We start from the raw sequence: 24,857 nt of genomic DNA, 5'->3' as shown, positions 1-24,857 counted from the left end.
AGCTTATGCTCTTGGCAAAAATACTTCTGCCATCATACATCTTGCACTTCCTCCACCGCAAGCTTCGATAGTATCTAAACTTGAGCTTAAAATTTCGGCATGGTTTTCTAATTGCGAAATTTGCTTTGGCGTTAAACTTTGATGTGCCGAAGCGCTCATTACAATATATTTTTTATCATTTGTGCCACGAACTTCAAGCATATTTCCTGCGAAATTATTTACTTGAGCTTCTGTAATTAAGACAACTTCTTTTTTATCCGCTTTTAGGTTTTCAAGAACCATTTTACGCTCTTTTTTATCATCAATACAATCTGCACAGATCACAGCAAAAGTCTCTCCTAAACACATCATAACATTAGTGTGATAAATTAGTTTTCGTTCTCCATTAACTGTTTGAAATGCTTCGAAAATAACTGGTGCATAATCAAAATCTTCACAGAATTCTATAAATAATTCTTCATCAGCTCTTGGTGACAAGGCGCAATATGCTTTCCCATTTGCTCTATCCAAAAGTAAACTTCCAGTTCCTTCTAAGAAAAAACCATCCTCTTCTGCCGATGTATAATCGACTATATTATTGATTTCGAATCCTTTTTCTTCTAAAATATCTAAGATATCTTCACGACGCTCCTGACGACGATTTTCGGCAAACATAGGATATAACGCCACATCTCCATTTTCATGAAAAGAAACCCAGTTGTTTGGGAATATACTATCAGGCGTATCTGGATTTAGAGTATCTTCTACAACTGTTACATCTACTCCAACTGCTCTTAACTTCTCAACGAAAGCATCAAACTCTTGTTGTGCTTTTGCATTTACTGTAGCTGGCAAAAGCCCATCTAACACTTTTTGATAATAATTGTTTACTGCCGTTTGTTCATTCATACGGAATGCCACTGGGCGAATCATTACTATTGCGTTTGTAGTTTGTTTCATTTTACTTATTTTTTTGTTTCAAACTTCAGGTTTCATGCTTGTAATAAACTTGAAAACTAAAACTTAAAAACTATTTTTAGTCTCTAATTAATGGTAATGTTGAGCATCTTAACAATCCTTCTTGTTTAGCTATTTCAGCATAAGGAATTTCTTCCACAACAAACCCATTACCTCTTAACCAATTATTTAGTCTCGTAAAATTCTTCTCTGACACAACAACATTTGTATCTATTGAGAAAACATTCGAATTCATATAATACATTTCTTCTCTCTCAATATGAAATAAGTTCTCCTTACCAAAAAGATTCACTAAATACATATAATCTGCTTCTTCTCGAAATCCTCTTTTATAAATGATTCCTTTATCCTTTCCTACTGGTTGAAAGCAACAATCAAGATGCAAAGCATTATCGCGAGCTTCAATTTTAGATTTAACTAAATCAAACTCTTTAACTATTTTATTCGGAAACAAATTTCTAATGAATTCAACCCCCTCCATATTTGTCCTTGCGGTAATATAATCTTTATAGTCACTCCCTTTATAAGTCCCTATAAAAATATAATCATTCCAAAGCATAACATCTCCTCCTTCAATATGCACTTCTACAGGTGGACGAACAACTTTGTTAGGATTCATTTGATCTATTATGTATTGGATTGCATCCAACTCACGTTCTCTATCAGGTAAAATATTCGATTTCACAAAAACATCATCTATTACGAAGCCAATATCTCTAGCGAAAATCTGGTTGTAATTTTCAATCATTTCAGGACGAAAAACTGTCACATTGTATTTTTGAAGTACTGCATTAAAAGCTTCCATTTCGGCAACCATATCAGACTCTACTGGATAAGTTCCTGCCTTAATATGCTCCAATGATTTTCGGATCATACGCTTCCTCAATGGTTGGCGTAGGTCCGTTATGAACTGCAGATCCCAAAACTACAGCCCGTAATCTTGATGTTTCGTTCTTTACATTTAATTGTAACATATTCTATTATTTGATTTCAACAAAGATAAAAAAAAGCTTCACAGTTAAGTGAAGCTTTAAATTGAATTTTATTTATTCGATTTGAATTCTCTTAAAGGATGACCAGTATATATTTGTCTAGGTCGACCGATTGGTTCTTTATTTTCACGCATTTCTTTCCATTGTGCAATCCATCCTGGTAATCTTCCGATAGCAAACATTACTGTAAACATATCAGTAGGAATTCCTAATGCTCTGTAAATGATTCCTGAGTAAAAATCTACGTTAGGATATAAGCTTCTTGATTTAAAGTACTCATCTTCAAGAGCTGCTGCTTCTAATTTTTTAGCAATTGCTAAAATTGGATCATCAACACCTAATGTATTCAAAACTTCATCTGCCGCTTTCTTAATAATTCTAGCTCTCGGATCAAAGTTTTTGTAAACTCTATGACCAAATCCCATTAAACGGAATGGATCATTTTTATCTTTGGCTTTCGCCATAAACTTATCTGTATCTCCACCATCTTTATTAATCTCTTCTAGCATCTCAAGAACAGCTTGATTTGCACCTCCATGAAGTGGCCCCCAAAGTGCAGAAACTCCAGCAGAAATCGAAGCAAATAATCCAGCATGTGAAGAACCAACCATTTCTTACTGTAGATGTAGAACAATTTTGTTCATGGTCACCATGTAAAATGAATAATTTATCTAATGCATTAACAACAATAGGGTTTGCTGCATAAGGCCCTGTAGGCAATTTAAACATTAATTGCATAAAGTTCTCTACATATCCTATCGTATTGTCATAATAATTTAATGGATAGCCCATTGTTTTTCTATAAGTCCATGTAGCAATAACAAGAAACTTAGCTATTGTTTTACAAACAGCCTCATACATTTCTTTTTCATTTTCTACATTTACCGACTTAGGATTAAAAGCTGTCAATGCACTTGTTAATGCAGACAAAACCCCCATAGGATGAGCAGTTTTTGGAAAACCATCAATGATGTTTTTCATTTCTTCGTTTACCAAAGTATGCTTTTTAATATCAGCATCAAATTGTGCTAATTGTTGAGCAGTTGGTAATTCTCCAAAAATTAATAGATAAGATACTTCAGGAAAGCTTGCTTGTTCAGCTAAATCTTCGATTGAATATCCTCTGTAACGTAAAATCCCTAATTCTCCATCCAAGAAAGTAATCTCACTTGTACAAGAACCTGAATTTTTATATCCTGGATCAAGAGTAATGAAACCAGTTAAATCACGTAATTTGTTAATATCGACAGCAGATTCATTTTCGCTTCCAGTTATAACCGGAAGTTCAATTTTCTTACCATCTACTTCTAGGGTAGCTATTTTTGACATAATATAATCGGAAATAAATCTTTTAAATAATAATTTATCAAATCTAAGGAATTTAAGACTAACTAAAAAAGGAATCTTGCTATGAATTTGTTAAAACTCAAAAAAAAAGCCATTCGTTTTCACGAATGGCTCAAAGCAATATATAATCTTACAATTATTTTATTTTAAATGCATTTAATCCTGGGAAGTAAGCTGTACTTCCTAATTCTTCTTCAATTCTTAGTAATTGATTGTATTTTGCCATACGATCTGAACGTGAAGCCGAACCTGTTTTAATTTGACCACAGTTTAATGCTACTGCTAAATCTGCAATTGTATTATCTTCAGTTTCCCCTGAACGATGAGACATTACTGAAGTATAACCTGCATTTTTAGCCATATTTACTGCCGCAATAGTCTCAGTTAAAGTACCAATTTGGTTTACTTTAATAAGAATAGAATTTGCAATTCCTTTTTCAATTCCAGTAGACAAACGCTCCACATTAGTTACAAACAAATCATCACCTACTAATTGTACTTTGTGTCCAATTTTTTCAGTAAGCAATTTCCATCCATCCCAGTCATTCTCATCCATTCCATCTTCAATAGATATGATTGGGTATTTAGCTACTAATTCAGCTAAGTAATCAACTTGCTCAGCAGAAGTTCTTACTTTACCTGTTTCTCCTTCAAATTTAGAGTAATCGTATTTTCCGTTTACATAAAACTCAGCAGAAGCACAATCAAGAGCAATCATAATTTCGTCACCGAAAGTATATCCTGCATTTTCAACTGCTTTTTTTATAGTATCCAAAGCATCTTCAGTACCACCTGGTAAATTCGGAGCAAAACCACCTTCATCACCTACAGCTGTACTTAATCCTCTGTCATGTAAAACTTTTTTCAAACTATGGAAAATTTCTGTTCCCATTTGCATAGAATGAGAAAGAAGTTGCTTTTACAGGAAAAATCATAAATTCTTGAAAAGCAATTGGAGCATCAGAATGAGAACCTCCGTTAATGATGTTCATCATTGGTACTGGCAATGTATTTGCCGAAACACCACCTACATATCTATATAAAGGCAATCCTAGCTCATTAGCAGCTGCTTTTGCAACCGCAAGAGAAACGCCTAAAATAGCGTTTGCTCCTAATTTAGATTTATTTGGAGTCCCATCTAAATCAATCATTGCCTGATCGATTACATTTTGTTCAAAAACAGAAACACCAACTAATTCTTCAGCAATAATAGTATTTACATTTTTCACTGCATTTAAAACTCCTTTACCTAGAAAAGCTTTTCCTCCATCACGTAATTCAACCGCTTCATGCTCTCCAGTAGAAGCTCCAGATGGAACCGCTGCTCTTCCTAAAACTCCGTTATCTGTAACTACATCAACTTCAATAGTAGGATTACCTCTAGAATCAAAAATTTGTCTTGCGTGAATTTTTATTATAATACTCATTATTTTTGTTTTTTATTATTAAATTATAAATATTTTCCGAATTTATAAAAATACTTGACACTAATTAAGTTCCTTAGCAATAAAATACTTTTATTTATTAACTCAATCGTTTTAGTTTAGTTTCCTTTTATGTTCTCAATAAATTGATCAAACAAATAAGAAGAATCATGAGGTCCTGGACTTGCTTCTGGATGATATTGTACTGAAAAACAATTTTTATTTTTCATTCGCATACCTGCTACAGTTTCATCATTAAGATGTAAATGTGTAATCTCTAAATCTGGGTGATTATCCAATTGCTCTTTATTAACAGCAAAACCATGATTTTGAGATGTAATCTCTCCTTTTCCAGTGATAATATTTTTAACTGGGTGGTTTATTCCACGATGCCCATTAAACATTTTATAAGTAGAAACTCCATTTGCCAAAGCGATAACTTGATGACCTAAGCAAATACCAAATAAAGGCTTATCATTTGCCAAAATCTCTTTAGCAACTTCGATTGCACCAAATAATGGATCTGGATCACCAGGTCCATTTGACAAGAAATATCCATCTGGATTAAATGCTGATAAATCTTTAAAAGTTGAATCATATGGAAACACTTTTATATAACAATCTCTTTTAGCCAAATTACGCAAAATATTCTTCTTAATCCCCAAATCTAATGCTGAGATTTTATAAGTTGCGTTTTCATCTCCATAAAAATACGGTTCGGTTGTCGAAACTTTTGAAGCAAGTTCTAATCCTTCCATATTTGGAACATTTGCCAAGGCAATTTTTAAATCTTCAATCGAAGTACCATCAGTACAAATAACGGCATTCATCGCTCCGTTATCACGTATATAACTAACCAGCGCTCTTGTATCAACATCTGAGATACAAATCAGATTTTCTTTTATAAAATAAGACTCTAAACTCTCTGAAGCATCTTCACGAGAATAATTAAAGCTAAAGTTTTTACAAACCAATCCTGATATTTTGATGCTATCAGATTCAACTTCTGATTCATTCACACCATAATTCCCAATATGCGCATTGGTTGCAACCATAATTTGACCAAAATAAGAAGGATCTGTAAAGATTTCTTGATATCCTGTCATTCCTGTATTAAAGCAAACTTCGCCAAAAGTTGTACCACTAATTCCGATTGATTTTCCGTGAAAAATTGTTCCGTCGCTTAGCAAAAGAATGGCGCTTTGTCGTGTTGTGTATTTCATTTGTAATTAGATATTTTGCAAATTTAATTTTTTAAAAGAGCGAGTGCAAGATTTTTTAAAAAATTCATCTTTAAAAATAAAACCCTAAGAAGGGAAAGTGTTAGATTATTGTGTTTTTAGTTTCAAAAAAACAAAAAAAAGGATAAACTAGTAACTAGTTTATCCTTAATTCTTATTGAATGATTATTTTCATAATTATTCAGAAGCTTCAGTTGTCGTTTCTGTATCAGCAGCAGGAGCTTCAGAAGTCTCTTCAGCTTTCTTTGCTTTTCCACCACGACGGCTTTTTGCTTTTTTAACTTCTTTTTTACCTCCGTTGTAAAGTTCATTGAAATCAACAAGTTCGATCATCGCCATATCAGCGTTATCTCCCAAACGATTTCCAACTTTAATGATACGAGTGTATCCACCTGGACGGTCTCCTACTTTAGCAGCTACATCTCTGAACAAGTCAGTTACAGCATATTTGCTACGTAAGTATGCAAAAACAATACGACGATTGTGAGTCGTATCTTCTTTTGATTTTGTGATTAAAGGCTCAACGAATTGTTTAAGCGCTTTAGCTTTAGCAACAGTAGTGTTAATACGTTTGTGCTCAATAAGAGAACAAGCCATATTAGCCAACATAGCTTTTCTATGTCCAGTCTGTCTGCTTAAGTGATTGAATTTTTTTCCGTGTCTCATTGCTATGTTAAATTTAACTCGCCTAAGCGAATTAGATTATTCTTTATCTAGTTTGTATTTAGCTAAATCCATTCCGAAAGTTAAATTCTTAACTGCAACAAGTTCATCAAGTTCAGTTAAAGATTTTTTACCAAAATTACGGAATTTCATTAGGTCATTTTTATTGAACGATACTAAATCACCAAGTGTATCAACTTCAGCCGCTTTCAAGCAATTTAATGCTCTCACAGATAAATCCATATCAACAAGCTTAGTTTTAAGCAATTGTCTCATATGTAATGACTCTTCATCATACGATTCTGTTTGTGCAATTTCGTCAGCCTCGAGTGTAATTCTTTCGTCAGAGAATAACATGAAGTGGTGAATTAAAACTTTTGCAGCTTCTGTAAGAGCATCTTTAGGATTAATAGATCCATCAGTTTTGATTTCAAAAACTAATTTTTCGTAATCTGTCTTTTGCTCAACACGGAAGTTTTCAATTGCATATTTTACATTTTTTACCGGAGTAAAAATTGAATCTGTAAAAATAGTTCCAATTGCAGCATTCTGTTTTTTGTTCTCCTCAGCAGGAACGTATCCTCTACCTTTTTCGATTGTTAAATCGAAATTCAGTTTAATTTTACTATCTAAATTACAGATAACAAGGTTCTGGATTCAGTACTTGGAAACCTGAAATAAATTTTTGAAAATCACCTGCTGTTAATTGATCTTTACCAGAAACAGAAATAGTAACTGCTTCATTATCGATATCTTCAATTTGACGTTTGAAACGAACTTGCTTAAGATTAAGGATAATTTCGGTAACATCTTCAACAACACCTGAGATAGTAGAAAACTCATGATCTACACCTTCAATGCGAACAGATGTAATTGCATAACCTTCTAATGCTGAAAGCAAAACTCTTCTAAGTGCATTACCAACAGTCAATCCATAACCAGGTTCTAAAGGTCTAAATTCGAATTTACCTTCAAAATCGGTTGAATCGATCATGATAACTTTATCGGGCTTTTGAAAATTAAATATTGCCATAAATTTCGACTAAGTCAATTATTATTTGTTGTACAACTCTACGATTAATTGTTCTTTAATGTTTTCTGGAATTTGAAGTCTTGCAGGTACAGAAACGAAAGTTCCCTTCTTTAAGATCATTGTTCCAAGTAATCCATTCATAAACATGACTTGAATTTGATAAAGAACGTTCGATAGCCTCTAAAGATTTAGATTTTTCACGAACAGCAACTTTATCACCAGGCTTAAGGTGGTAAGAAGGAATATTAACAACTTCACCGTTTACAGTAACGTGTCTGTGAGATACAATTTGACGTGCACCTCTTCTAGAAGGAGCGATACCCATTCTAAAAACTACGTTATCTAATCTTGCTTCACATAATTGTAATAAAACCTCACCAGTAACTCCTTTAGTAGCTGATGCTTTTTCGAATAAATTTCTGAATTGTTTTTCTAAAATTCCGTAAGAATATTTAGCTTTTTGCTTTTCCATTAACTGAACAGCGTACTCAGATTTTTTTCCTCTTTTTTTAGCCATCCCGTGTTGTCCAGGTGGGTAATTTCTTTTTTCGAAAGATTTGTCATCTCCGAAGATTGCTTCGCCAAATTTACGAGCGATTCTTGTGCTTGGACCAGTATATCTTGCCATTTTAAATTGTTTAAGATTGAGATTATGAATTCAGGTCTTATCCTTCGATAATCTATTTTCAATCTAGGTTATACTATAATTTTTGAGTATTAAACTCTACGTCTTTTAGGAGGACGACATCCGTTGTGAGGCATTGGAGTAACATCGATAATCTCTGTAACTTCAATTCCACCGTTATGAATAGAACGGATAGCAGACTCACGTCCGTTTCCTGGTCCTTTTACATAAACTTTAACTTTTTTAAGTCCTGCCTCAAGAGCTACTTTACTACAATCTTCTGCTGCCATTTGAGCTGCGTACGGAGTATTCTTTTTAGAACCTCTGAAACCCATCTTACCAGCTGAAGACCAAGAAATAACTTCACCTTTCTTATTTGTCAAAGAAATGATAATGTTGTTGAAAGTGGCAGAAATATGAGCTTCACCCGTTGATTCAACGATAACTTTACGTTTTTTTGCAGTTGCTTTAGCCATATTACTTATTATTTAGTTGCTTTTTTCTTGTTAGCAACAGTTTTTCTTTTACCTTTTCTTGTTCTAGAGTTGTTTTTAGTTCTTTGTCCTCTTAACGGAAGACCAGATCTATGACGGATACCTCTGTAACAACCAATATCCATTAAACGTTTGATGTTTAAAGAAACTTCAGATACGTAATTCTCCTTCAATTTTGAAAGTTGATACTGCCTCACGAATTGCTCCGATCTCATCATCATTCCACTCTTGAACTTTTTTTATCTTGGCTAACTTGAGCTTTTTCTAAAATCTCAATAGCTCTACTTCTTCCTAATCCAAAGATATAGGTAAGTGCTATAACACCTCTCTTATTTTTTGGGATATCTACCCCTGCTATTCTTGCCATAATTATCCTTGTCTTTGTTTAAATCTAGGATTCTTTTTGTTTATTACGTACAATCTCCCTTTTCTACGCACAATGATGCACTCGGGACTTCTCTTTTTTACTGATGCTCTAACTTTCATAGTGAATATCCTTTAATATCTATAAGTAATTCTTGCTTTTGACAAGTCGTAAGGACTCATTTCTAGTTTCACTTTATCACCAGGTAATAATTTGATGTAATGCATACGCATCTTACCAGAAATATGAGCGATTACAATATGTCCATTTTCTAATTCTACACGGAACATCGCATTTGATAATGCTTCGATGATTGATCCGTCTTGTTCTATTGCTGATTGTTTTGCCATATAAAAATTAAGCTACTGCTTTTCTATTTTTACCAGTCTTCATTAAACCATCATAATGTTTGTTTAACAAATATGAGTTGATTTGTTGAATAGTATCTATTGCAACTCCAACCATAATTATTAACGAGGTACCTCCAAAAAACATTGCCCAAGATTGTTGTACATCCATAAAACTTACAACAATAGCTGGGAACACAGCAATCAAAGCAAGGAATAAAGATCCTGGGAAGTTATTAAAGACATCACTTTATCTAGAAAATCTGAAGTCTCAACTCCTGGTCTAACACCTGGAATAAAACCACCGCTTCTCTTTAAATCATCAGACATCTTGTTAGTAGGTACTGTAATTGCAGTATAGAAGAAAGTAAATACAACAATTAAAGTTGCAAATACAAAGTTATACCAGAATCCAAACATATTACTAAAAGCACCAACAATTGATTGTGATGTATCTGATTTTGACAATCCAGCTACAGCTGCAGGAATAAACATAATTGCTTGTGCAAAAATAATTGGCATAACCCCAGAAGCATTAAGCTTAAGTGGAATCCATTGTCTATTTCCTCCCATCAAATCTTGCTCATAATCTCCTGAAGTCGTACGACGAGCGTATTGAACAGGGATTTTACGAACTGCCATAATTAACAGTACACAAGAAATAATAACTAATAACCAAATAATAATTTCGATAACTAATAACATTGGCCCTCCATTGTTATTGGTAACTCTGGTTGTAAATTCTTGAATAAAAGCTTGTGGAAAACGAGCTAATATACCAACCATAATCAACAATGAAATTCCATTTCCCAATACCTTTATCGGTCTTTTTAACGACATGGCAAAAATAGTACCTGTAACCAAAATTATCACAGAAGAAAATAAAAACTCAAAATAATTAAAACCTAGTAAAAAATGCATACTAGGTAATGTTCTATATAAATTATAGATGTAAGTTGGTCCTTGGACTAGTGTAATAACAATAGTCAACCAACGTGTTATCTGATTAATTTTTTTTCTACCGCTCTCTCCATCATTTTGAAGTTTTTGTAAATACGGAATCGCAATTCCCATTAACTGTACAACAATAGACGCAGAAATATAAGGCATAATACCTAAAGCAAAAACTGAAGCTTTAGAGAATGCACCTCCGGTGAACATGTCTAGAATAGATCCTAAACCATTTTTTGTTTGTCCCGCTAAACCAGTCAATTGCGTTGCATCAATTCCAGGAAGCGTAACGTGTGCTCCAAAACGATATACTAAAAGAAGTCCCAATGTGATTAAGATTCTATTTTTTAGTTCTTCGATTTTCCAAACATTACTTATTGATTCAATAAATTTCTTCATACAATAGAAAAATTATATTGTTACAGCCTCTCCACCAGCAGCTTCAATAGCAGCTTTTGCAGTAGCAGTAAATTTGTGAGCAGTTACTTTTAATTTTGCTTTCAATTCTCCTCTACCTAAAATCTTAACGATTTCATTTTTGGTAGCTAGACGATTTGCTACATAAACTGTCATATCAACAGAATCTGTAACAATACCATTGTCTACTAATAATTGAAGCGTATCCAAATTTACACCTTCGTATTCTTTACGGTTGATGTTTGTGAAACCGAACTTAGGTACACGTCTTTGAAGTGGCATTTGCCCTCCTTCAAATCCAATCTTTTTAGAATAACCAGAACGAGATTTTGCTCCTTTGTGACCTCTTGCAGAAGTACCACCTTTTCCAGAACCTTCTCCTCTACCTAATCTTTTATTTTGATTGTGTGTTGACCCTTCAGCTGGTTGTAAGTTACTTAAATTCATAACAGTATTTGTTATTTAGCTTCTTCAACAGAAACTAAGTGTTTAACTTTGTTTATCATCCCAAGGATAGCAGGATTTGAATCATGCTCTACAACTTGTCCCATTTTACGTAGACCTAAAGCTTCCAAACCTCTTTTTTGAGAAAGAGGACAGTTGATTTTGCTTCTTACTTGTTTTACTAATAATTTAGCCATAATTTCCTTGAATTAACCTTTAAAAACTTTTTCTAAAGAAACACCTCTTTGTTTTGCAACAGTGTAAGCGCTTCTCATTTGTAATAAAGCATCAAAAGTTGCTTTAACTACGTTATGAGGATTTGATGATCCTTGAGATTTAGATAATACATCGTGAATACCTACTGATTCAAGAACTGAACGAACAGCTCCACCAGCAATAACTCCAGTACCATGAGAGGCAGGAATTAAGAATACACGTGCACCACCAAATTTACCTTTTTGTTCGTGAGGAACTGATTGTCCATTCAAAGGAATTTTTACTAAATTTTTCTTAGCATCTTCTACTGCTTTCGCAATTGCTTCAGAAACATCTTTAGATTTTCCTAATCCATGTCCAACAACACCATTTTCATCACCTACAACTACAATAGCAGAAAAACCGAAAGCTCTACCACCTTTTGTAACTTTAGTAACACGATTAACACTTACCAGACGATCTTTAAGTTCAAGACCACTTGGTTTTACCAATTCTACATTTTTGTATTTAGACATAATATATTAGAATTTAAGTCCAGCCGCTCTTGCGCCTTCTGCTAATGATTTAATACGACCGTGATATAAGTATCCTCCTCTATCGAAAGTTACTGCATCAATTCCAGCTTTTAACGCTTTTTCTGCAACTAGTTTTCCAACTGCGTTAGCAATTTCTACGTTCGTACCTTTACCTATTTCTTTTTCTCTTGAAGAGGCAGCTAATAAAGTAACTCCATTTACATCATCAATAAGTTGTGCGTAAATTTCTTTGTTACTTCTAAATACAGATAGTCTTGGCTTAGTAGCATAACCACTAATCGTTTTTCTAATTCTGAATTTAATTCTCTGTCTTCTATCAGATTTTGTTAATGACATAATCTTATTTTTTAAGCTGATTTACCTGCTTTTCTTCTTAATACTTCACCTACAAATTTAACACCTTTTCCTTTATATGGTTCTGGTTTACGGAAACCTCTAATTTTTGCCGCAACCTGACCTAAAAGTTGTTTATCAATTGATGTTAATTTTACGATAGGGTTCTTACCTTTTTCAGATATTGTCTCTAAAACTACTTCTGGAGCAATTTCTAAAACAATATTGTGAGAATATCCAAGAGCTAAATCTAACTTTTGTCCTTGATTTGAAGCTCTATAACCAACTCCTACCAACTCTAAAGATTTAGTAAACCCTTCGTTTACACCAACAATCATGTTATTGATTAATGATCTGTAAAGTCCGTGTTTCGCTCTGTGATCTTTGTGATCAGACGATCTATCTACTTGAACTTGATCGCCTTCAACCGTTACAGTTACATCCGAAAACTCCTGTGTAAGTTGACCATTCTTTCCTTTTACTGTAATGATACCGTCTTTAACTTCTACAGTTGTACCAGCAGGGATTACAATTGGATTTTTACCTATTCTTGACATCTTATATAGTCTTTATAATTAGTATACGTAACAAATTACTTCACCACCTACATTTAATTGCTTAGCTTGTTTTCCTGTCATTAAACCTTTTGACGTAGAAACAATAGCAATTCCTAATCCGTTAAGGATTCTAGGTAGGTTAGCAGCACCTGCATATTTACGCAAACCTGGTTTACTAATTCTTTGGATATCTTTAATTACTGGCTCTTTAGTATCTTTATCATACTTCAAAGCGATTTTGATTGAACCCTGAACAGCGTTGTCCTCAAATTTGTAACTCAAGATATAACCTTGATCAAATAAGATCTTGGTTATTTCTTTTTTTAGATTAGATGCTGGAATTTCAACAACTTTGTGGTTTGCAGCCACAGCGTTACGAACTCTAGTCAAATAATCTGCAATAGGATCTGTATACATATGTATTTGATTGCGATTATGGTTTTCGGGAGACACTCGTCTCCCGAACCTTTAATCAATTAAAATTATTTTTTGGTTTGCAAAAGTAATAACTTATTGCGAGATTACCAAGATGCCTTTTTAACTCCAGGAATTAATCCATTATTAGCCATCTCACGGAAAGTTACACGTGAAATACCAAATTGACGAATATAACCTCTTGGTCTACCTGTTAATTTACAACGGTTGTGCAAACGAACTGGTGAAGCATTTTTAGGTAATTTTTGTAAACCTTCAAAATCTCCAGCTTCTTTCAAAGCTTTTCTTTTCTCAGCATACTTAGCTACCGTTTTCTCTCTTTTCACCTCACGGGCTTTCATTGATTCTTTAGCCATGTCTTAATTCTTTTTAAAAGGTAAACCTAATTCAGCCAATAATGACTTTGCTTCTTTGTCTGTTTGAGCAGTTGTAACAAAAGTAATATCCATTCCTGAAATTTTGTTTACTTTATCAATATCAATTTCCGGGAAAATGATTTGCTCTAAAACTCCAAGGTTGTAATTACCTCTTCCGTCAAAACCAGTAGCTTTGATACCACTAAAATCTCTTACACGCGGTAAAGCAGATGTAATAAGTCTATCTAAAAACTCATACATTCTTTCACCACGCAAAGTAACTTTTGCACCAATCGGCATCCCTTTTCTCAATTTGAATGACGCAACGTCTTTCTTTGAAATAGTAGATACTGCTTTCTGTCCAGTGATCTTTGTCAACTCATCAACTGCATAGTCAATAAGTTTTTTATCAGATACAGCTGCACCAACTCCACGGCTCAAAACGATTTTTTCCAATTTAGGAACTTGCATTACGTTTGTATATCCGAATTCCTCTTTAAGAGCAGAGATTACTCTACTCTTATATTCTTCTTTTAGTCTAGGTGTATATGCCATTACTATAGTACTTGATTAGATTTTTTTGAAAATCTTACTTTCTTATCTCCTTCTACTCTAATACCAACTCTAGTTGTTTCCTTAGTTTTAGGATCAATTAGTGAAATGTTAGATATTTGTATAGAAGCTTCTTTCTTAACGATACCACCTTGAGGGTTTTTAGCACTTGGTTTTGTATGTTTCGAAACCATGTTTACGCCTTCAACTATCGCTTTATTTTTCTCACGGTAAACACGTAAAACTTTACCTTCTGAACCTTTATGATCTCCAGCAATTACTCTTACGATATCTCCTGGTTTTATTTTTAGCTTTATCATCTTAAAACGAATTAAAGCACTTCTGGTGCTAATGATACAATTTTCATGAATTGTTTTTCAACGAAGTTCTCTTGCTACCGGACGAAAAAACGAGTTCCTCTTCATTTCTCCTGCAGCATTCAAAAGAACAATGGCATTGTCATCGAAACGGATATAAGAACCATCAGCTCTTCTCACTTCTTTTTTGGTACGTACAACAACTGCAGTTGAAACAGCTCCTTTTTTAACGTTTCCGTTTGGAATTGCATCTTTGATAGAAACTACAATCTTGTCACCAACAGAGGCATACCTTCTTTTGGTACCTCCTAAAACACGGATAGTTAAAACTCTTTTGCTCCCGTGTTATCTGCTACTTTTAGTCTTGATTCTTGTTGTACCATAATTATTTAGCTTTTTCTAAGATTTCAACTAATCTCCAACATTTTGATTACTTAAAGGACGCGTTTCGCTAATTCTTACATAATCTCCAATGTTACTCGTTTGTTTTGTCGTGTGCAACGTATTTCTTTGTTTTCAACACGAACTTACCGTATAATGGGTGTTTTACTTTTCTTACTTCAGCAATAACAATAGACTTGTCCATTTTATTTGAAGTAACAACACCAATTTTTTCTTTTCTTAAATTTCTTTTTTCTTCCATCTTTAGCAGAATACAATTATTGTAACTCTCTTTTAGTTAACTCTGTAGCCAATCTTGCAACTGTTCTTCTTACACTTCTAATTTGAAGTGGGTTCTAGAATTGGAGAAATAGCGTGGGCCATTTTTAGGTCAGCATATATCTTCTTAGTTTGACTAAGTTTTTCTTGCAACTCCGCTGCAGAAAGATCTTTTATTTCTGATTGTTTCATAATATATTATAAATTATGCTTCGAAATCTCTAGCAACAACAGACTCAGTTTTTACTGGAAGTTTTTGCGCTGCAAGGCGTAATGCCTCTTTTGCAACTGACGAGGAATCGAATCCTTCAACTTCAAACATTATTCTTCCGGGTTTAACAACTGCAGCCCAATATTCTACTGCACCTTTACCTTTACCCATACGTACTTCAAGAGGTTTCTTAGTAATTGGTTTGTCTGGAAATCTGTTGATCCATAATTGTCCTTCTCTTTTCATGTAACGAGTTGCAGCGATACGCGCAGCTTCGATTTGACGAGAGGTTAAGAACATTCCATCTTCATGTACAGATTTAATACCAAACATTCCATTAGAAAGTTCAAATCCTCTTTGAGAATTCCCTTTCATTTTACCTTTTTGTACCTTACGGTATTTTGTTCTTTTAGGCTGTAACATTTTTCTTTAGTTTAAAAATTTACTTTCTTTACGAGCGTCTGGTTTTGAACCTTTATTAAAGTTAGATTTGCCACGAGGAGCATCTCCACCTTTTCCACCACCAGCTTGTTTTTCTTATCCATTCCAGCAAGCGGAGAAAAGTACTCTTCTTTTCCATAAACTTCACCTTTCATGATCCACACTTTGATTCCCATTCTACCATAAGTAGTATGAGCTTCTGCAAGCGCATAATCAATATCAGCTCTGAAAGTTGATAGAGGAATTCTACCTTCTTTGAAACCTTCTGAACGTGCCATTTCAGCACCATTCAAACGACCAGAAATCAAAACTTTGATACCTTCAGCGTTCATACGCATAGAAGCAGCAATAGCCATTTTGATTGCACGTCTGTAAGAAATACGACTTTCTGCAATTTGACGCGCGATGCTTGTCGCCACAAGATAAGCATCTAATTCAGGTCTTTTAATTTCAAAGATGTTAATTTGAACCTCTTTGTCTGTAATTTTCTTAAGTTCTTCTTTTAACTTGTCTACCTCTTGACCACCTTTTCCGATAATAATCCCAGGTCTAGCAGTAGTGATAGTAACGGTTACAAGTTTCAAAGTTCTCTCGATGATTACTTTTGATACACTAGCTTGATAAACGAGCGCGTGGATATACTTCTGATTTTGTAGATATTGGCAAGTTTGCCACCGTCAATAATTTCCACCATTGCCAACGAGTTGTCTGCACCCTCTGATGATACCAAGTCTCCTTCCAATTGGATTTGTCTTTTGTCCCATGCTGCTTAAGAATTGCTTTGTGTGTTATTGATAGCTCCAAGCACGATTGTTACGTGATTAGAACGTTTTCTTATTCTGTGTGCACGACCTTGTGGAGCTGGACGAAGTCTTTTCAACATCATTCCACCATCTACTCTGATCTCCTTAACAAATAATGCAGCTTCTTCTAAATTACCTTCACTATTTTTTTGCTCCCAGTTATTGATTGCAGATAATAATAGTTTCTCTAATTTTCTTGAAGCTTCTCTAAAACTTAAATCTTAAAATGTTAAGTGCTCTTTCTACCTTCTTGACCTCTTACCAAGTCCGCTACTAAGCGCATTTTTCTAGGTGAAGTAGGGCAGTTATTCAATTTTGCGAAAGCAATAGACTTATTAGCCTCTTTTCTCGCATCTGCTGTTTCTCTTTTACGAACTCCCATTGCTTCTTATTTTTTACCTTTATTTTTTGCTCCAGCATGACCTCTAAAAGATCTAGTTGGTGAAAATTCTCCTAATTTGTGACCTACCATGTTTTCTGTTACGTAAACTGGTACAGATTGACGACCGTTATGAACTGCGATAGTTTGTCCAACGAAATCTGGAGTAATCATTGAAGCTCTAGACCAAGTCTTTACAACTGCATTTTTACCACTTTCTACGTTTTCTTGAACTTTCTTGTCTAACTTATAATGAACGAAAGGTCCTTTTTTTAATGAACGTGCCATATCTTAATTATTTCTTTTCTCGTTTCTACGATATACTTGTTACTCGGGTTTTTCTTAGAACGAGTTCTATAACCTTTAGCTGGTATTCCATTTCTTGAACGTGGATGTCCACCAGAAGAACGTCCTTCTCCACCACCCATTGGGTGATCAACAGGGTTCATTGCAACAGGTCTTGTTCTAGGTCTTCTTCCTAACCATCTTGTTCTACCTGCTTTACCAGATACAACTAATTGGTGGTCTGAATTAGATACTGCTCCAATTGTAGCTGCACAAGTTAACAAAATTAATCTTGTTTCACCTGATGGCATTTTAATTGTAGCATATTTTCCATCTCTTGCCATCAATTGAGCAAATGTTCCAGCTGAACGAGCAATTACTGCTCCTTGACCTGGTCTCAATTCGATACGAGAAATAACAGTTCCTAAAGGAATTCTGCTTAAAGGCAATGTATTACCGATTTCTGGTTGAGATTCTGGTCCAGAAACTAATTTCTGACCAACTTTCAATCCATTTTGAGCGATAATATAAGTTTTCTCTCCATCAGCATAAGCTAATAAAGCGATAAATGCAGTACGATTTGGATCATATTCGATCGATTTCACTGTAGCCGGAATTCCTTCTTTTGTACGTTTGAAATCAATAATACGATATCTCTGCTTGTGACCACCACCCGTATAACGCATGGTCATCTTTCCTTGACTATTTCTACCTCCAGAGTTTTTTATCGGCGCTATCAAAGAGCGTTCCGGCTTATCAGTTGTAATGGCGTCATAACCATTCACAACTCTAAATCGCTGACCTGGGGTAATAGGTTTTAATTTTCTTACTGACATTTTTCTATCTTAGATATTGTTGTAAAAATCAATTGTTTCTCCTTCTTGTACTTGAACAATTGCTTTTTTGATTGCATTTGTCTTTCCGCTGATCAAACCACTTTTTGTGTATTTTGTAGTTCTATCCGGTCTTACATTCATTGTGTTAACACTCAAAATAGTTACTCCATAAGCAGCCTCAACAGCTTTCTTAATCTGAACTTTATTTGCTTTTTTGTCAACAACAAAACCGAAGCGATTCAAAACTTCACTTTCCTTGGTTACTTTTTCAGTTACTATAGGTCTAATTATGATACTCATATTCCTATTATTTACTTAAATTTTCTTCAATTACCTCTAAGAGAACTCTCTAAAAGCACTAAATTATTAGCATTTAGAATAGCGTAAGTGCTTAATTCATAACTACTTACAACATTAGAAGCCTTCAAATTGCGTGACGACAAATATACATTTTTATTTGACTCTCCCAACACAAATAGAGATTTTTTATTTTCTAACCCTAAAGCTTTCAAAACGTTAATGAAATTTTTAGTGTTTGGTGTTTCAAAATTAAAGTCTTCCAAAACAACTATACTTGCCTCTTTTGCTTTAATAGAGAAAGCTGATTTTCTAGCCAATCTCTTCAAGTTTTTATTCAATTTAAATGAATAACTCTTGGTCTTGGTCCAAAAACCGTTCCACCACCTTTAAACAAAGGATTCTTAATACTACCCGCACGAGCAGTACCAGTCCCTTTTTGTTTCTTAATCTTACGTGTACTTCCCGCTACTTCAGCTCTTTCTTTAGCCTTATGAGTACCTTGTCTTTGATTTGCTAAATATTGTTTAACATCAAGATATACAGCGTGATTATTTGGTTCGATTGCGAATACTGAATCAGAAAGTTGAACTTTTCTTTCCAGTATCTTTTCCGTTGAAATCTAATACTTTTACTTCCATTACTTCTGAATGATTACATAAGAGTTGTTATAGACAGGAACACATCCTTTGATAACTAGTCGGTTCTCTTCAGCAACCACTTTTAAAACTCTAAGGTTTTGAACTTTTACATGTGTCTCCTCCATTCTTCCAGCCATACGCATTCCTTTGAATACTCTAGATGGATAAGAAGAAGCTCCCACAGAACCTGGCGCTCTTAAACGGTTGTGTTGACCGTGAGTTGCTTGACCAACACCACCAAAACCGTGACGTTTTACAACCCCTTGAAAACCTTTACCTTTAGACACACCTTGCACATCTACAAATTCTCCTTCAGAAAAAATAGAAACATCAATAAGATCTCCTAATTTTTGCTCTGTTGCGAAATCTTGGAATTCAACGACTTTTTTCTTAGCTACAGTTCCCGCTTTTTTAAAGTGACCTAAAGCCGCTTTTGTGGAATGTTTCTCGTTTTTGTCATCGAAACCAAGTTGCAACGCTTCATACCCGTCAACACCTTTGGTTCTGACTTGGGTAACAACACACGGACCAGCCTCGATTACTGTACAAGGAATATTTTTCCCGTTTTCATCAAAAATACTAGTCATGCCGATTTTTCTACCAATTAACCCAGACATAAATATTAATTATTAATTATTAAATATAAATATAGAACGCAGCTTTTAACCGAATCCTATTTTTTAAGAGGTGCAAAAGTATAACTTATTTACACACAAACCAAAAAAAATATTTTTCGCCTAAAAACAGCGTCCTTTTTTACTCTTGAACTACTTAAACTTTGATTTCAACTTCTACTCCACTTGGCAATTCAAGTTTCATTAAAGCATCAATAGTTTTAGATGAAGATGAATAAATATCAATTAATCTCTTATATGACATTACTTCAAATTGTTCTCTCGCTTTTTTATTAACGTGTGGAGAACGTAGTACAGTGAAAAGTTTTTTATGTGTTGGCAACGGAATTGGACCTGTTACAACAGCACCGGTACTCTTAACTGTTTTTACAATCTTTTCAGCAGATTTATCTACCAACATGTGATCGTAAGATTTTAGTTTTATTCTGATTTTTTGACTCATTTTCTTAAAGATTAAGCGTTTCCTTTTGCTTTTTTGATAACTGCTTCTGAAATATTAGAAGGCGTTTCAGCGTAGTGTGAAAATTCCATTGTAGACGTTGCTCTACCAGACGAAAGTGTTCTTAATGTTGTTACATAACCAAACATCTCCGACAAAGGCACATCAGCTTTGATAGTTTTAGCACCATTTCTATCACCCATGTCATTAACCTGACCTCTACGACGGTTAATATCTCCTACGATATCTCCCATGTTTTCTTCTGGTGTAATAACCTCCATTTTCATGATTGGCTCAAGAATGATTGCCCCAGCAGCTTTAGCTACTTCTCTATACCCCATTCTAGCCGCTAACTCAAAAGAAAGCGCATCTGAATCGACAGGGTGGAAAGATCCGTCAGTTAAAGTAACTTTCAAACTATCCACCTGGTATCCTGCTAAAGGACCAGTTTTCATAGCTTCACGGAAACCTTTTTCTACAGATGGAATATATTCCTTAGGAACGTTACCACCTTTTACAGCATTAATAAATTGCAATCCTACAGGAACCTTACCATCAACTTCGTCAGCTGGCTCAAGTGTAAATACGATATCACCGAATTTACCACGACCTCCTGATTGTTTTTTGTAAGTTTCTCTGTGCGTAGCACTTCTTGTAAACGCTTCTTTATACTCAACTTGAGGCTCACCTTGGTTTACTTCAACTTTAAATTCACGTTTCATACGATCAATCAAGATATCCAAGTGAAGCTCACCCATACCCGATATAATAGTTTGCCCTGAAGCCTCATCTGTTCTAACAGTAAACGTTGGATCTTCCTCAGCTAATTTAGCCAAAGCCATACCCATTTTATCTACGTCAGCCTTAGTTTTAGGCTCAATAGCAATACCAATTACCGGTGCAGGGAATTTCATCGATTCAAGAATAATTGGGGTTTTTCATCACACATTGTATCCCCTGTCTTAATATCCTTAAAACCAACTGCTGCTCCAATATCCCCAGCCTCGATATAATCGATAGGATTTTGCTTATTAGCATGCATTTGATAGATACGAGAAATTCTTTCTTTGTTTCCAGAACGAGTATTCAAAATGTATGAACCCGCATCCAAACGACCTGAATAAGCACGGAAAAAAGCTAAACGCCCAACATAAGGATCAGTAGCAATTTTAAATGCTAAAGCAGCGAATGGCTCTTTCACATCTGGACGACGAAGAATTTTTGTCTGATCTTCCTCTAACAAATCAACATCATCAGGATGAATCCCTTCGATACCTTCTTTATCCATTGGAGACGGCAAATACTTACATACAGCATCTAACATAAACTGAACTCCTTTATTTTTAAAAGAAGAACCTGCAAGCATCGGAATGATTGCCATATCTATAGTAGCAGCTCTTAAAGCATTATTAATCTCTTCTTCAGTAATAGAACTTTCATCTTCCATATACTTATCAAGAAGATTCTCATCGTAGTCAGCAACTGCTTCGATAAGTATCGATCTATACTCTTTTACCTCTGCAAGCATATCCTCTGGAATAGGCACGATATCAAAAGTAGCTCCCTGAGTTTCATCATGCCAAATAATAGCCTGATTCTTAACTAAATCAACCACACCTTTAAAATCATTCTCTTCACCAATAGGCAAAGTGATCGCAACTGCATTAGATTTCAACATATCTCTAACTTGTTGACATACATTCAAAAAGTTAGAACCTTGTCTATCCATTTTATTAACGAATCCCATACGAGGAACTCTATATTGATCAGCAAGTCTCCAGTTAGTTTCCGACTGAGGCTCAACACCATCAACAGCACTAAATAAAAAAACCAACCCATCAAGCACACGTAAAGAACGATTTACCTCTACAGTAAAATCAACGTGTCCCGGAGTATCAATAATATTAAAATGATATGGTTTTGATTCTGGTAAAGCTTTACCTTGCTCTGTTGGAAAGCTCCACTCACAAGTTGTAGCTGCAGAAGTAATTGTAATACCTCTTCCGCTTCCTGCTCCATCCAGTCCATTGTAGAAGCACCATTGTGTACTTCACCAATTTTATGTGTTTTCCCTGTATAAAAAAGGATACGCTCTGTAGTTGTTGTTTTACCAGCATCAATATGAGCAGCAATCCCATATTTCTTGTATATTTTAAATCTCTAGCCATTTCTTATGAATTAAAATCTAAAGTGAGAGAATGCTTTATTAGCTTCAGCCATCTTATGAGTATCCATTCTCTTTTTAACAGCCGCTCCTTCTTCTTTAGCCGCAGCTAAACATTCTGAAGCCAACCTTTGAGCCATAGATTTTTCATTTCTTCTTCTAGAATAAAGTATTAACCACTTCATTGCCATAGAAATCTTACGATCTGGTCTGATTTGCATTGGAATTTGGAATGTAGCTCCACCAACTCTACGACTACGTACTTCTACGTGAGGCATAACATTAGTTAAAGCATCTTTCCAGATTTCTAATGATGATTTTTCTGAATCTTGCTTTTTAGATTCAATGATGTCAATTGCATCATAAAATACTTTGAAAGCTGTAGATTTCTTACCGTCCCACATTAAGTTGTTCACAAAACGCGTTACCAATTGGTCATTAAACCTCGGATCTGGTAAAAGTGGTCTTTTCTTTGCCGCTCTTTTTCTCATGTCTTTTTTTTAAAAGTTTAAATTACTTTTTTGCTTCTTTTGGGCGTTTAGCACCGTACTTAGATCTTCTTTGCGTTCTTCCTGCAACTCCTGACGTGTCAAGCGCTCCACGAACGATATGATATCTAACACCTGGTAAATCTTTTACCCTTCCGCCTCTAACTAATACTATCGAGTGCTCTTGTAAATTGTGTCCTTCTCCAGGGATGTAAGCATTTACTTCGTTACCATTTGTCAAACGTACACGCGCAACTTTACGCATTGCAGAGTTTGGTTTTTTTGGTGTAGTAGTGTAAACACGCGTACAAACCCCTCTTCTTTGAGGACAAGAATCTAAAGCAACCGATTTACTCTTCTTAGTCATCTGAGTTCTTCCTGTTCTTACTAATTGTTGAATTGTTGGCATAATTAATACTAAAAATTTATTATGTATATTAAATTCCCGCTTTTTACGGGGTTGCAAATGTATAAAATATTTTTCACTATACAAACGTTAATGCATTAATTTTCAATAAGATTATTTAGCCTTATGTTTTCTGCCTCAGCCCTCTGAAAGTTTAAAACAAAAAATACCTCAAAATCCTACGCTTTTAATTTAACAAAACAAACAACACCTAAAAAGCCCCTTCAAGCAACACAAAATTATTTTCATATTTCAAAAAAAAAAAAAAAAAAAAAAAAAAACTCCACCTATCCCCTGATACCTGACTACATCTTACACAACAACAAAAAACACTCATCAATCACAACAAAACTCCATAACTAGTAAATATCTCTAAAACCACATTTACCTAAAAAGAATTCAAATGTTTTTTTTTTCATATTAAATAAAACTTTCAGCCAGCTACATTATTTTTATACTAAAGATTAGATATTTGCATTACATTTAATAAAACACTTTTTAAACTTGAAAACACTCTTATATCTTTTTTTAACAATCATATCAAGCATGCAATGTCATGCTCAGCATTTTGAATTAAAGATAGCTGGAGAAAACAATTCAGAAGACAAAACCATAGACTCTATACCCTATTTAAAAAAACACAAAACAACAAAATCCCTCAATGATGAAATACAATCATTCTCAGATAAACTATCCACAAGAGGCTACATTGACAACAGAATAACTTCAAACAAACGTATAAACGATAGCCTATTTACAGTTAAATTCAACCTAAAAGAAAAAATAAACTCCATACATATATATATAAACAATAAAAACCCCATTCTCAAAACTATATTCTCAGACCTAAAAAATGATACCCTAACAACTCCTTATAAAGAAATAGAACTTCTCTTAAATAAAAAACTCAACCAACTTGAAAACCAAGGATATGCTTTTACAAAACTAAAACTCACAAACATTCAGCGAAGAAAAAACACTCTTTATGCAGATCTAGATTTTAAAAGCGAAAAAAAGAGAGAAATAAATTCAATCATATTAAACTACGCACAAAAAAACCAATCTAACATTTTTCCAAAAGGACACCTAAAACAAGTTAAAAGAAAATACACAGGAAAAACATTCAACCAAGAAACAGCAACAGAAATCTACAATGATTTTGAAAAATTCTCCTTCATAAAACAAAACAAACTCCCAGAAATACTATTCACAAAGGATTCAACAAAAATCTACATCTACCTTGAAAAAAGAAAAGCCAACACTTTTCGATGGCTACATAGGCTTCTCCAATGATGAAAACAAAAAAATGACTCTAAATGGATATCTTGACATCAATCTAGGAAAACACCCTTCATAGTGGAGAAGAATTCTCTCTATACTGGAAAAGCGACGGAAACAAACAAACCACATTCAGAACAAAACTAGAAATCCCTTATCTATTTAAAACCCCCACCAGCCTAAGAGCTGAGTTAGAAATCTTCAAACAAGACAGTATTTTTCAAGGTGCTGCCTCCCTAACAACAGGAGCATGTATTAACCTTAGCAATACGTAACTGAACCAGACACTACAC

24 protein-coding genes and 14 pseudogenes are annotated in these 24,857 nt (G+C 34.4%); 1 reads left to right on the top strand and 37 read right to left on the bottom strand.

Annotated features, from left to right (window positions below; genetic code table 11):
* Positions 1-3 precede the first annotated feature (3 nt).
* The 37 genes and pseudogenes from ctlX to rpsL all read right to left on the bottom strand — a co-directional run bounded on the left by ctlX (position 4) and on the right by rpsL (position 23,289).
* The gene (ctlX, locus tag AC1RYN_RS10935; protein WP_481806996.1) at positions 4-939 is read right to left on the bottom strand and encodes a citrulline utilization hydrolase CtlX; all 936 of its coding nucleotides are present in this window, start codon (positions 937-939) and stop codon (positions 4-6) included.
* A 76-nt stretch (positions 940-1,015) separates the two neighbouring features.
* Positions 1,016-1,931: pseudogene (locus AC1RYN_RS10930) on the bottom strand (dimethylarginine dimethylaminohydrolase family protein).
* A 68-nt stretch (positions 1,932-1,999) separates the two neighbouring features.
* A pseudogene (locus tag AC1RYN_RS10925) lies at positions 2,000-3,278 on the bottom strand (citrate synthase).
* Positions 3,279-3,432: 154 nt separating this feature from the next.
* A pseudogene (eno, locus tag AC1RYN_RS10920) lies at positions 3,433-4,723 on the bottom strand (phosphopyruvate hydratase).
* Between the two features lie 116 nt (positions 4,724-4,839).
* The gene (gene carA / locus AC1RYN_RS10915; protein ID WP_481806995.1) at positions 4,840-5,943 is read right to left on the bottom strand and encodes a glutamine-hydrolyzing carbamoyl-phosphate synthase small subunit; all 1,104 of its coding nucleotides are present in this window, start codon (positions 5,941-5,943) and stop codon (positions 4,840-4,842) included.
* 195 nt (positions 5,944-6,138) lie between these two features.
* Positions 6,139-6,627, bottom strand: a complete 489-nt coding sequence (gene rplQ / locus AC1RYN_RS10910; protein WP_035619618.1) for a 50S ribosomal protein L17 — start codon at positions 6,625-6,627, stop codon at positions 6,139-6,141.
* A gap of 36 nt (positions 6,628-6,663) precedes the next feature.
* Positions 6,664-7,657: pseudogene (locus AC1RYN_RS10905) on the bottom strand (DNA-directed RNA polymerase subunit alpha).
* 21 nt (positions 7,658-7,678) lie between these two features.
* Positions 7,679-8,285, bottom strand: a pseudogene (rpsD, locus tag AC1RYN_RS10900) (30S ribosomal protein S4).
* An 89-nt stretch (positions 8,286-8,374) separates the two neighbouring features.
* Complete coding sequence (gene rpsK, locus AC1RYN_RS10895) at positions 8,375-8,758, bottom strand: 30S ribosomal protein S11 (RefSeq protein WP_007803677.1); 384 nt, start codon at positions 8,756-8,758, stop codon at positions 8,375-8,377.
* 8 nt (positions 8,759-8,766) lie between these two features.
* Positions 8,767-9,143: pseudogene (gene rpsM / locus AC1RYN_RS10890) on the bottom strand (30S ribosomal protein S13).
* 2 nt (positions 9,144-9,145) lie between these two features.
* Positions 9,146-9,262 carry a type B 50S ribosomal protein L36 gene (ykgO, locus tag AC1RYN_RS10885; RefSeq protein WP_072945378.1) on the bottom strand — a complete coding sequence of 39 codons (117 nt, stop codon included), beginning with the start codon at positions 9,260-9,262 and terminating at the stop codon, positions 9,146-9,148.
* A gap of 12 nt (positions 9,263-9,274) precedes the next feature.
* Positions 9,275-9,490, bottom strand: a complete 216-nt coding sequence (gene infA, locus AC1RYN_RS10880; RefSeq protein WP_007136545.1) for a translation initiation factor IF-1 — start codon at positions 9,488-9,490, stop codon at positions 9,275-9,277.
* A 7-nt stretch (positions 9,491-9,497) separates the two neighbouring features.
* Positions 9,498-10,837 (bottom strand): annotated as a pseudogene (gene secY, locus AC1RYN_RS10875) (preprotein translocase subunit SecY).
* Between the two features lie 12 nt (positions 10,838-10,849).
* On the bottom strand, positions 10,850-11,302 hold the full coding sequence (rplO, locus tag AC1RYN_RS10870) for a 50S ribosomal protein L15 (RefSeq protein WP_481806994.1): 453 nt from the start codon (positions 11,300-11,302) through the stop codon (positions 10,850-10,852).
* 11 nt (positions 11,303-11,313) lie between these two features.
* The gene (rpmD, locus tag AC1RYN_RS10865; RefSeq protein WP_017495010.1) at positions 11,314-11,496 is read right to left on the bottom strand and encodes a 50S ribosomal protein L30; all 183 of its coding nucleotides are present in this window, start codon (positions 11,494-11,496) and stop codon (positions 11,314-11,316) included.
* Between the two features lie 12 nt (positions 11,497-11,508).
* Positions 11,509-12,033, bottom strand: a complete 525-nt coding sequence (rpsE, locus tag AC1RYN_RS10860; protein WP_085950271.1) for a 30S ribosomal protein S5 — start codon at positions 12,031-12,033, stop codon at positions 11,509-11,511.
* Between the two features lie 3 nt (positions 12,034-12,036).
* A complete protein-coding gene (gene rplR / locus AC1RYN_RS10855; protein WP_229988493.1) occupies positions 12,037-12,387 on the bottom strand; it encodes a 50S ribosomal protein L18 in 351 nt (116 codons plus the stop codon).
* Positions 12,388-12,398: 11 nt separating this feature from the next.
* On the bottom strand, positions 12,399-12,941 hold the full coding sequence (gene rplF, locus AC1RYN_RS10850; RefSeq protein WP_481806993.1) for a 50S ribosomal protein L6: 543 nt from the start codon (positions 12,939-12,941) through the stop codon (positions 12,399-12,401).
* 18 nt (positions 12,942-12,959) lie between these two features.
* Positions 12,960-13,358, bottom strand: coding sequence for a 30S ribosomal protein S8 (gene rpsH / locus AC1RYN_RS10845; RefSeq protein ID WP_195735572.1), 399 nt, complete (start codon positions 13,356-13,358; stop codon positions 12,960-12,962).
* A 104-nt stretch (positions 13,359-13,462) separates the two neighbouring features.
* A complete protein-coding gene (rpsN, locus tag AC1RYN_RS10840) occupies positions 13,463-13,732 on the bottom strand; it encodes a 30S ribosomal protein S14 (RefSeq protein ID WP_007803655.1) in 270 nt (89 codons plus the stop codon).
* A gap of 3 nt (positions 13,733-13,735) precedes the next feature.
* On the bottom strand, positions 13,736-14,287 hold the full coding sequence (rplE, locus tag AC1RYN_RS10835) for a 50S ribosomal protein L5 (protein ID WP_035619635.1): 552 nt from the start codon (positions 14,285-14,287) through the stop codon (positions 13,736-13,738).
* A gap of 2 nt (positions 14,288-14,289) precedes the next feature.
* On the bottom strand, positions 14,290-14,604 hold the full coding sequence (gene rplX, locus AC1RYN_RS10830) for a 50S ribosomal protein L24 (protein ID WP_481806992.1): 315 nt from the start codon (positions 14,602-14,604) through the stop codon (positions 14,290-14,292).
* 11 nt (positions 14,605-14,615) lie between these two features.
* Positions 14,616-14,984, bottom strand: a pseudogene (rplN, locus tag AC1RYN_RS10825) (50S ribosomal protein L14).
* A gap of 2 nt (positions 14,985-14,986) precedes the next feature.
* Positions 14,987-15,244: pseudogene (gene rpsQ, locus AC1RYN_RS10820) on the bottom strand (30S ribosomal protein S17).
* Positions 15,245-15,260: 16 nt separating this feature from the next.
* Positions 15,261-15,453 (bottom strand): annotated as a pseudogene (rpmC, locus tag AC1RYN_RS10815) (50S ribosomal protein L29).
* A 13-nt stretch (positions 15,454-15,466) separates the two neighbouring features.
* Positions 15,467-15,895, bottom strand: a complete 429-nt coding sequence (rplP, locus tag AC1RYN_RS10810; RefSeq protein ID WP_481806991.1) for a 50S ribosomal protein L16 — start codon at positions 15,893-15,895, stop codon at positions 15,467-15,469.
* A gap of 6 nt (positions 15,896-15,901) precedes the next feature.
* Positions 15,902-16,677, bottom strand: a pseudogene (gene rpsC / locus AC1RYN_RS10805) (30S ribosomal protein S3).
* 5 nt (positions 16,678-16,682) lie between these two features.
* Positions 16,683-17,098, bottom strand: a pseudogene (gene rplV / locus AC1RYN_RS10800) (50S ribosomal protein L22).
* 6 nt (positions 17,099-17,104) lie between these two features.
* Positions 17,105-17,383 (bottom strand): 30S ribosomal protein S19, encoded by a 279-nt coding sequence (gene rpsS / locus AC1RYN_RS10795; RefSeq protein ID WP_481806990.1) that lies wholly within the window; start codon positions 17,381-17,383, stop codon positions 17,105-17,107.
* Positions 17,368-18,216 (bottom strand): 50S ribosomal protein L2, encoded by an 849-nt coding sequence (gene rplB, locus AC1RYN_RS10790; RefSeq protein ID WP_481806989.1) that lies wholly within the window; start codon positions 18,214-18,216, stop codon positions 17,368-17,370. The genes rpsS and rplB overlap by 16 nt, the downstream gene beginning before the upstream one ends.
* A 9-nt stretch (positions 18,217-18,225) precedes the next feature.
* Positions 18,226-18,516 (bottom strand): 50S ribosomal protein L23, encoded by a 291-nt coding sequence (rplW, locus tag AC1RYN_RS10785; RefSeq protein ID WP_039111739.1) that lies wholly within the window; start codon positions 18,514-18,516, stop codon positions 18,226-18,228.
* 7 nt (positions 18,517-18,523) lie between these two features.
* Positions 18,524-19,154 (bottom strand): annotated as a pseudogene (rplD, locus tag AC1RYN_RS10780) (50S ribosomal protein L4).
* Positions 19,154-19,771, bottom strand: a complete 618-nt coding sequence (gene rplC, locus AC1RYN_RS10775) for a 50S ribosomal protein L3 (protein ID WP_481806988.1) — start codon at positions 19,769-19,771, stop codon at positions 19,154-19,156. Before rplC ends, rplD begins: the two are co-directional and overlap by 1 nt.
* Before the next feature lie 154 nt (positions 19,772-19,925).
* The gene (gene rpsJ, locus AC1RYN_RS10770; protein ID WP_011963470.1) at positions 19,926-20,231 is read right to left on the bottom strand and encodes a 30S ribosomal protein S10; all 306 of its coding nucleotides are present in this window, start codon (positions 20,229-20,231) and stop codon (positions 19,926-19,928) included.
* Positions 20,232-20,242: 11 nt separating this feature from the next.
* Positions 20,243-22,396 (bottom strand): annotated as a pseudogene (gene fusA, locus AC1RYN_RS10765) (elongation factor G).
* Between the two features lie 10 nt (positions 22,397-22,406).
* The gene (rpsG, locus tag AC1RYN_RS10760) at positions 22,407-22,883 is read right to left on the bottom strand and encodes a 30S ribosomal protein S7 (protein WP_007803600.1); all 477 of its coding nucleotides are present in this window, start codon (positions 22,881-22,883) and stop codon (positions 22,407-22,409) included.
* A gap of 22 nt (positions 22,884-22,905) precedes the next feature.
* A complete protein-coding gene (gene rpsL, locus AC1RYN_RS10755) occupies positions 22,906-23,289 on the bottom strand; it encodes a 30S ribosomal protein S12 (RefSeq protein WP_022828353.1) in 384 nt (127 codons plus the stop codon).
* A 501-nt stretch (positions 23,290-23,790) separates the two neighbouring features.
* On the opposite strand from rpsL, the gene AC1RYN_RS10750 reads away from it, so the two are divergent.
* A complete protein-coding gene (locus AC1RYN_RS10750; protein ID WP_481806987.1) occupies positions 23,791-24,579 on the top strand; it encodes a hypothetical protein in 789 nt (262 codons plus the stop codon).
* The last annotated feature ends 278 nt before the right edge of the window (positions 24,580-24,857 follow it).

This window comes from Flavobacterium sp. TC780 (assembly GCF_056783245.1).
This window is presented reverse-complemented; position numbering and strand designations above follow the sequence as displayed.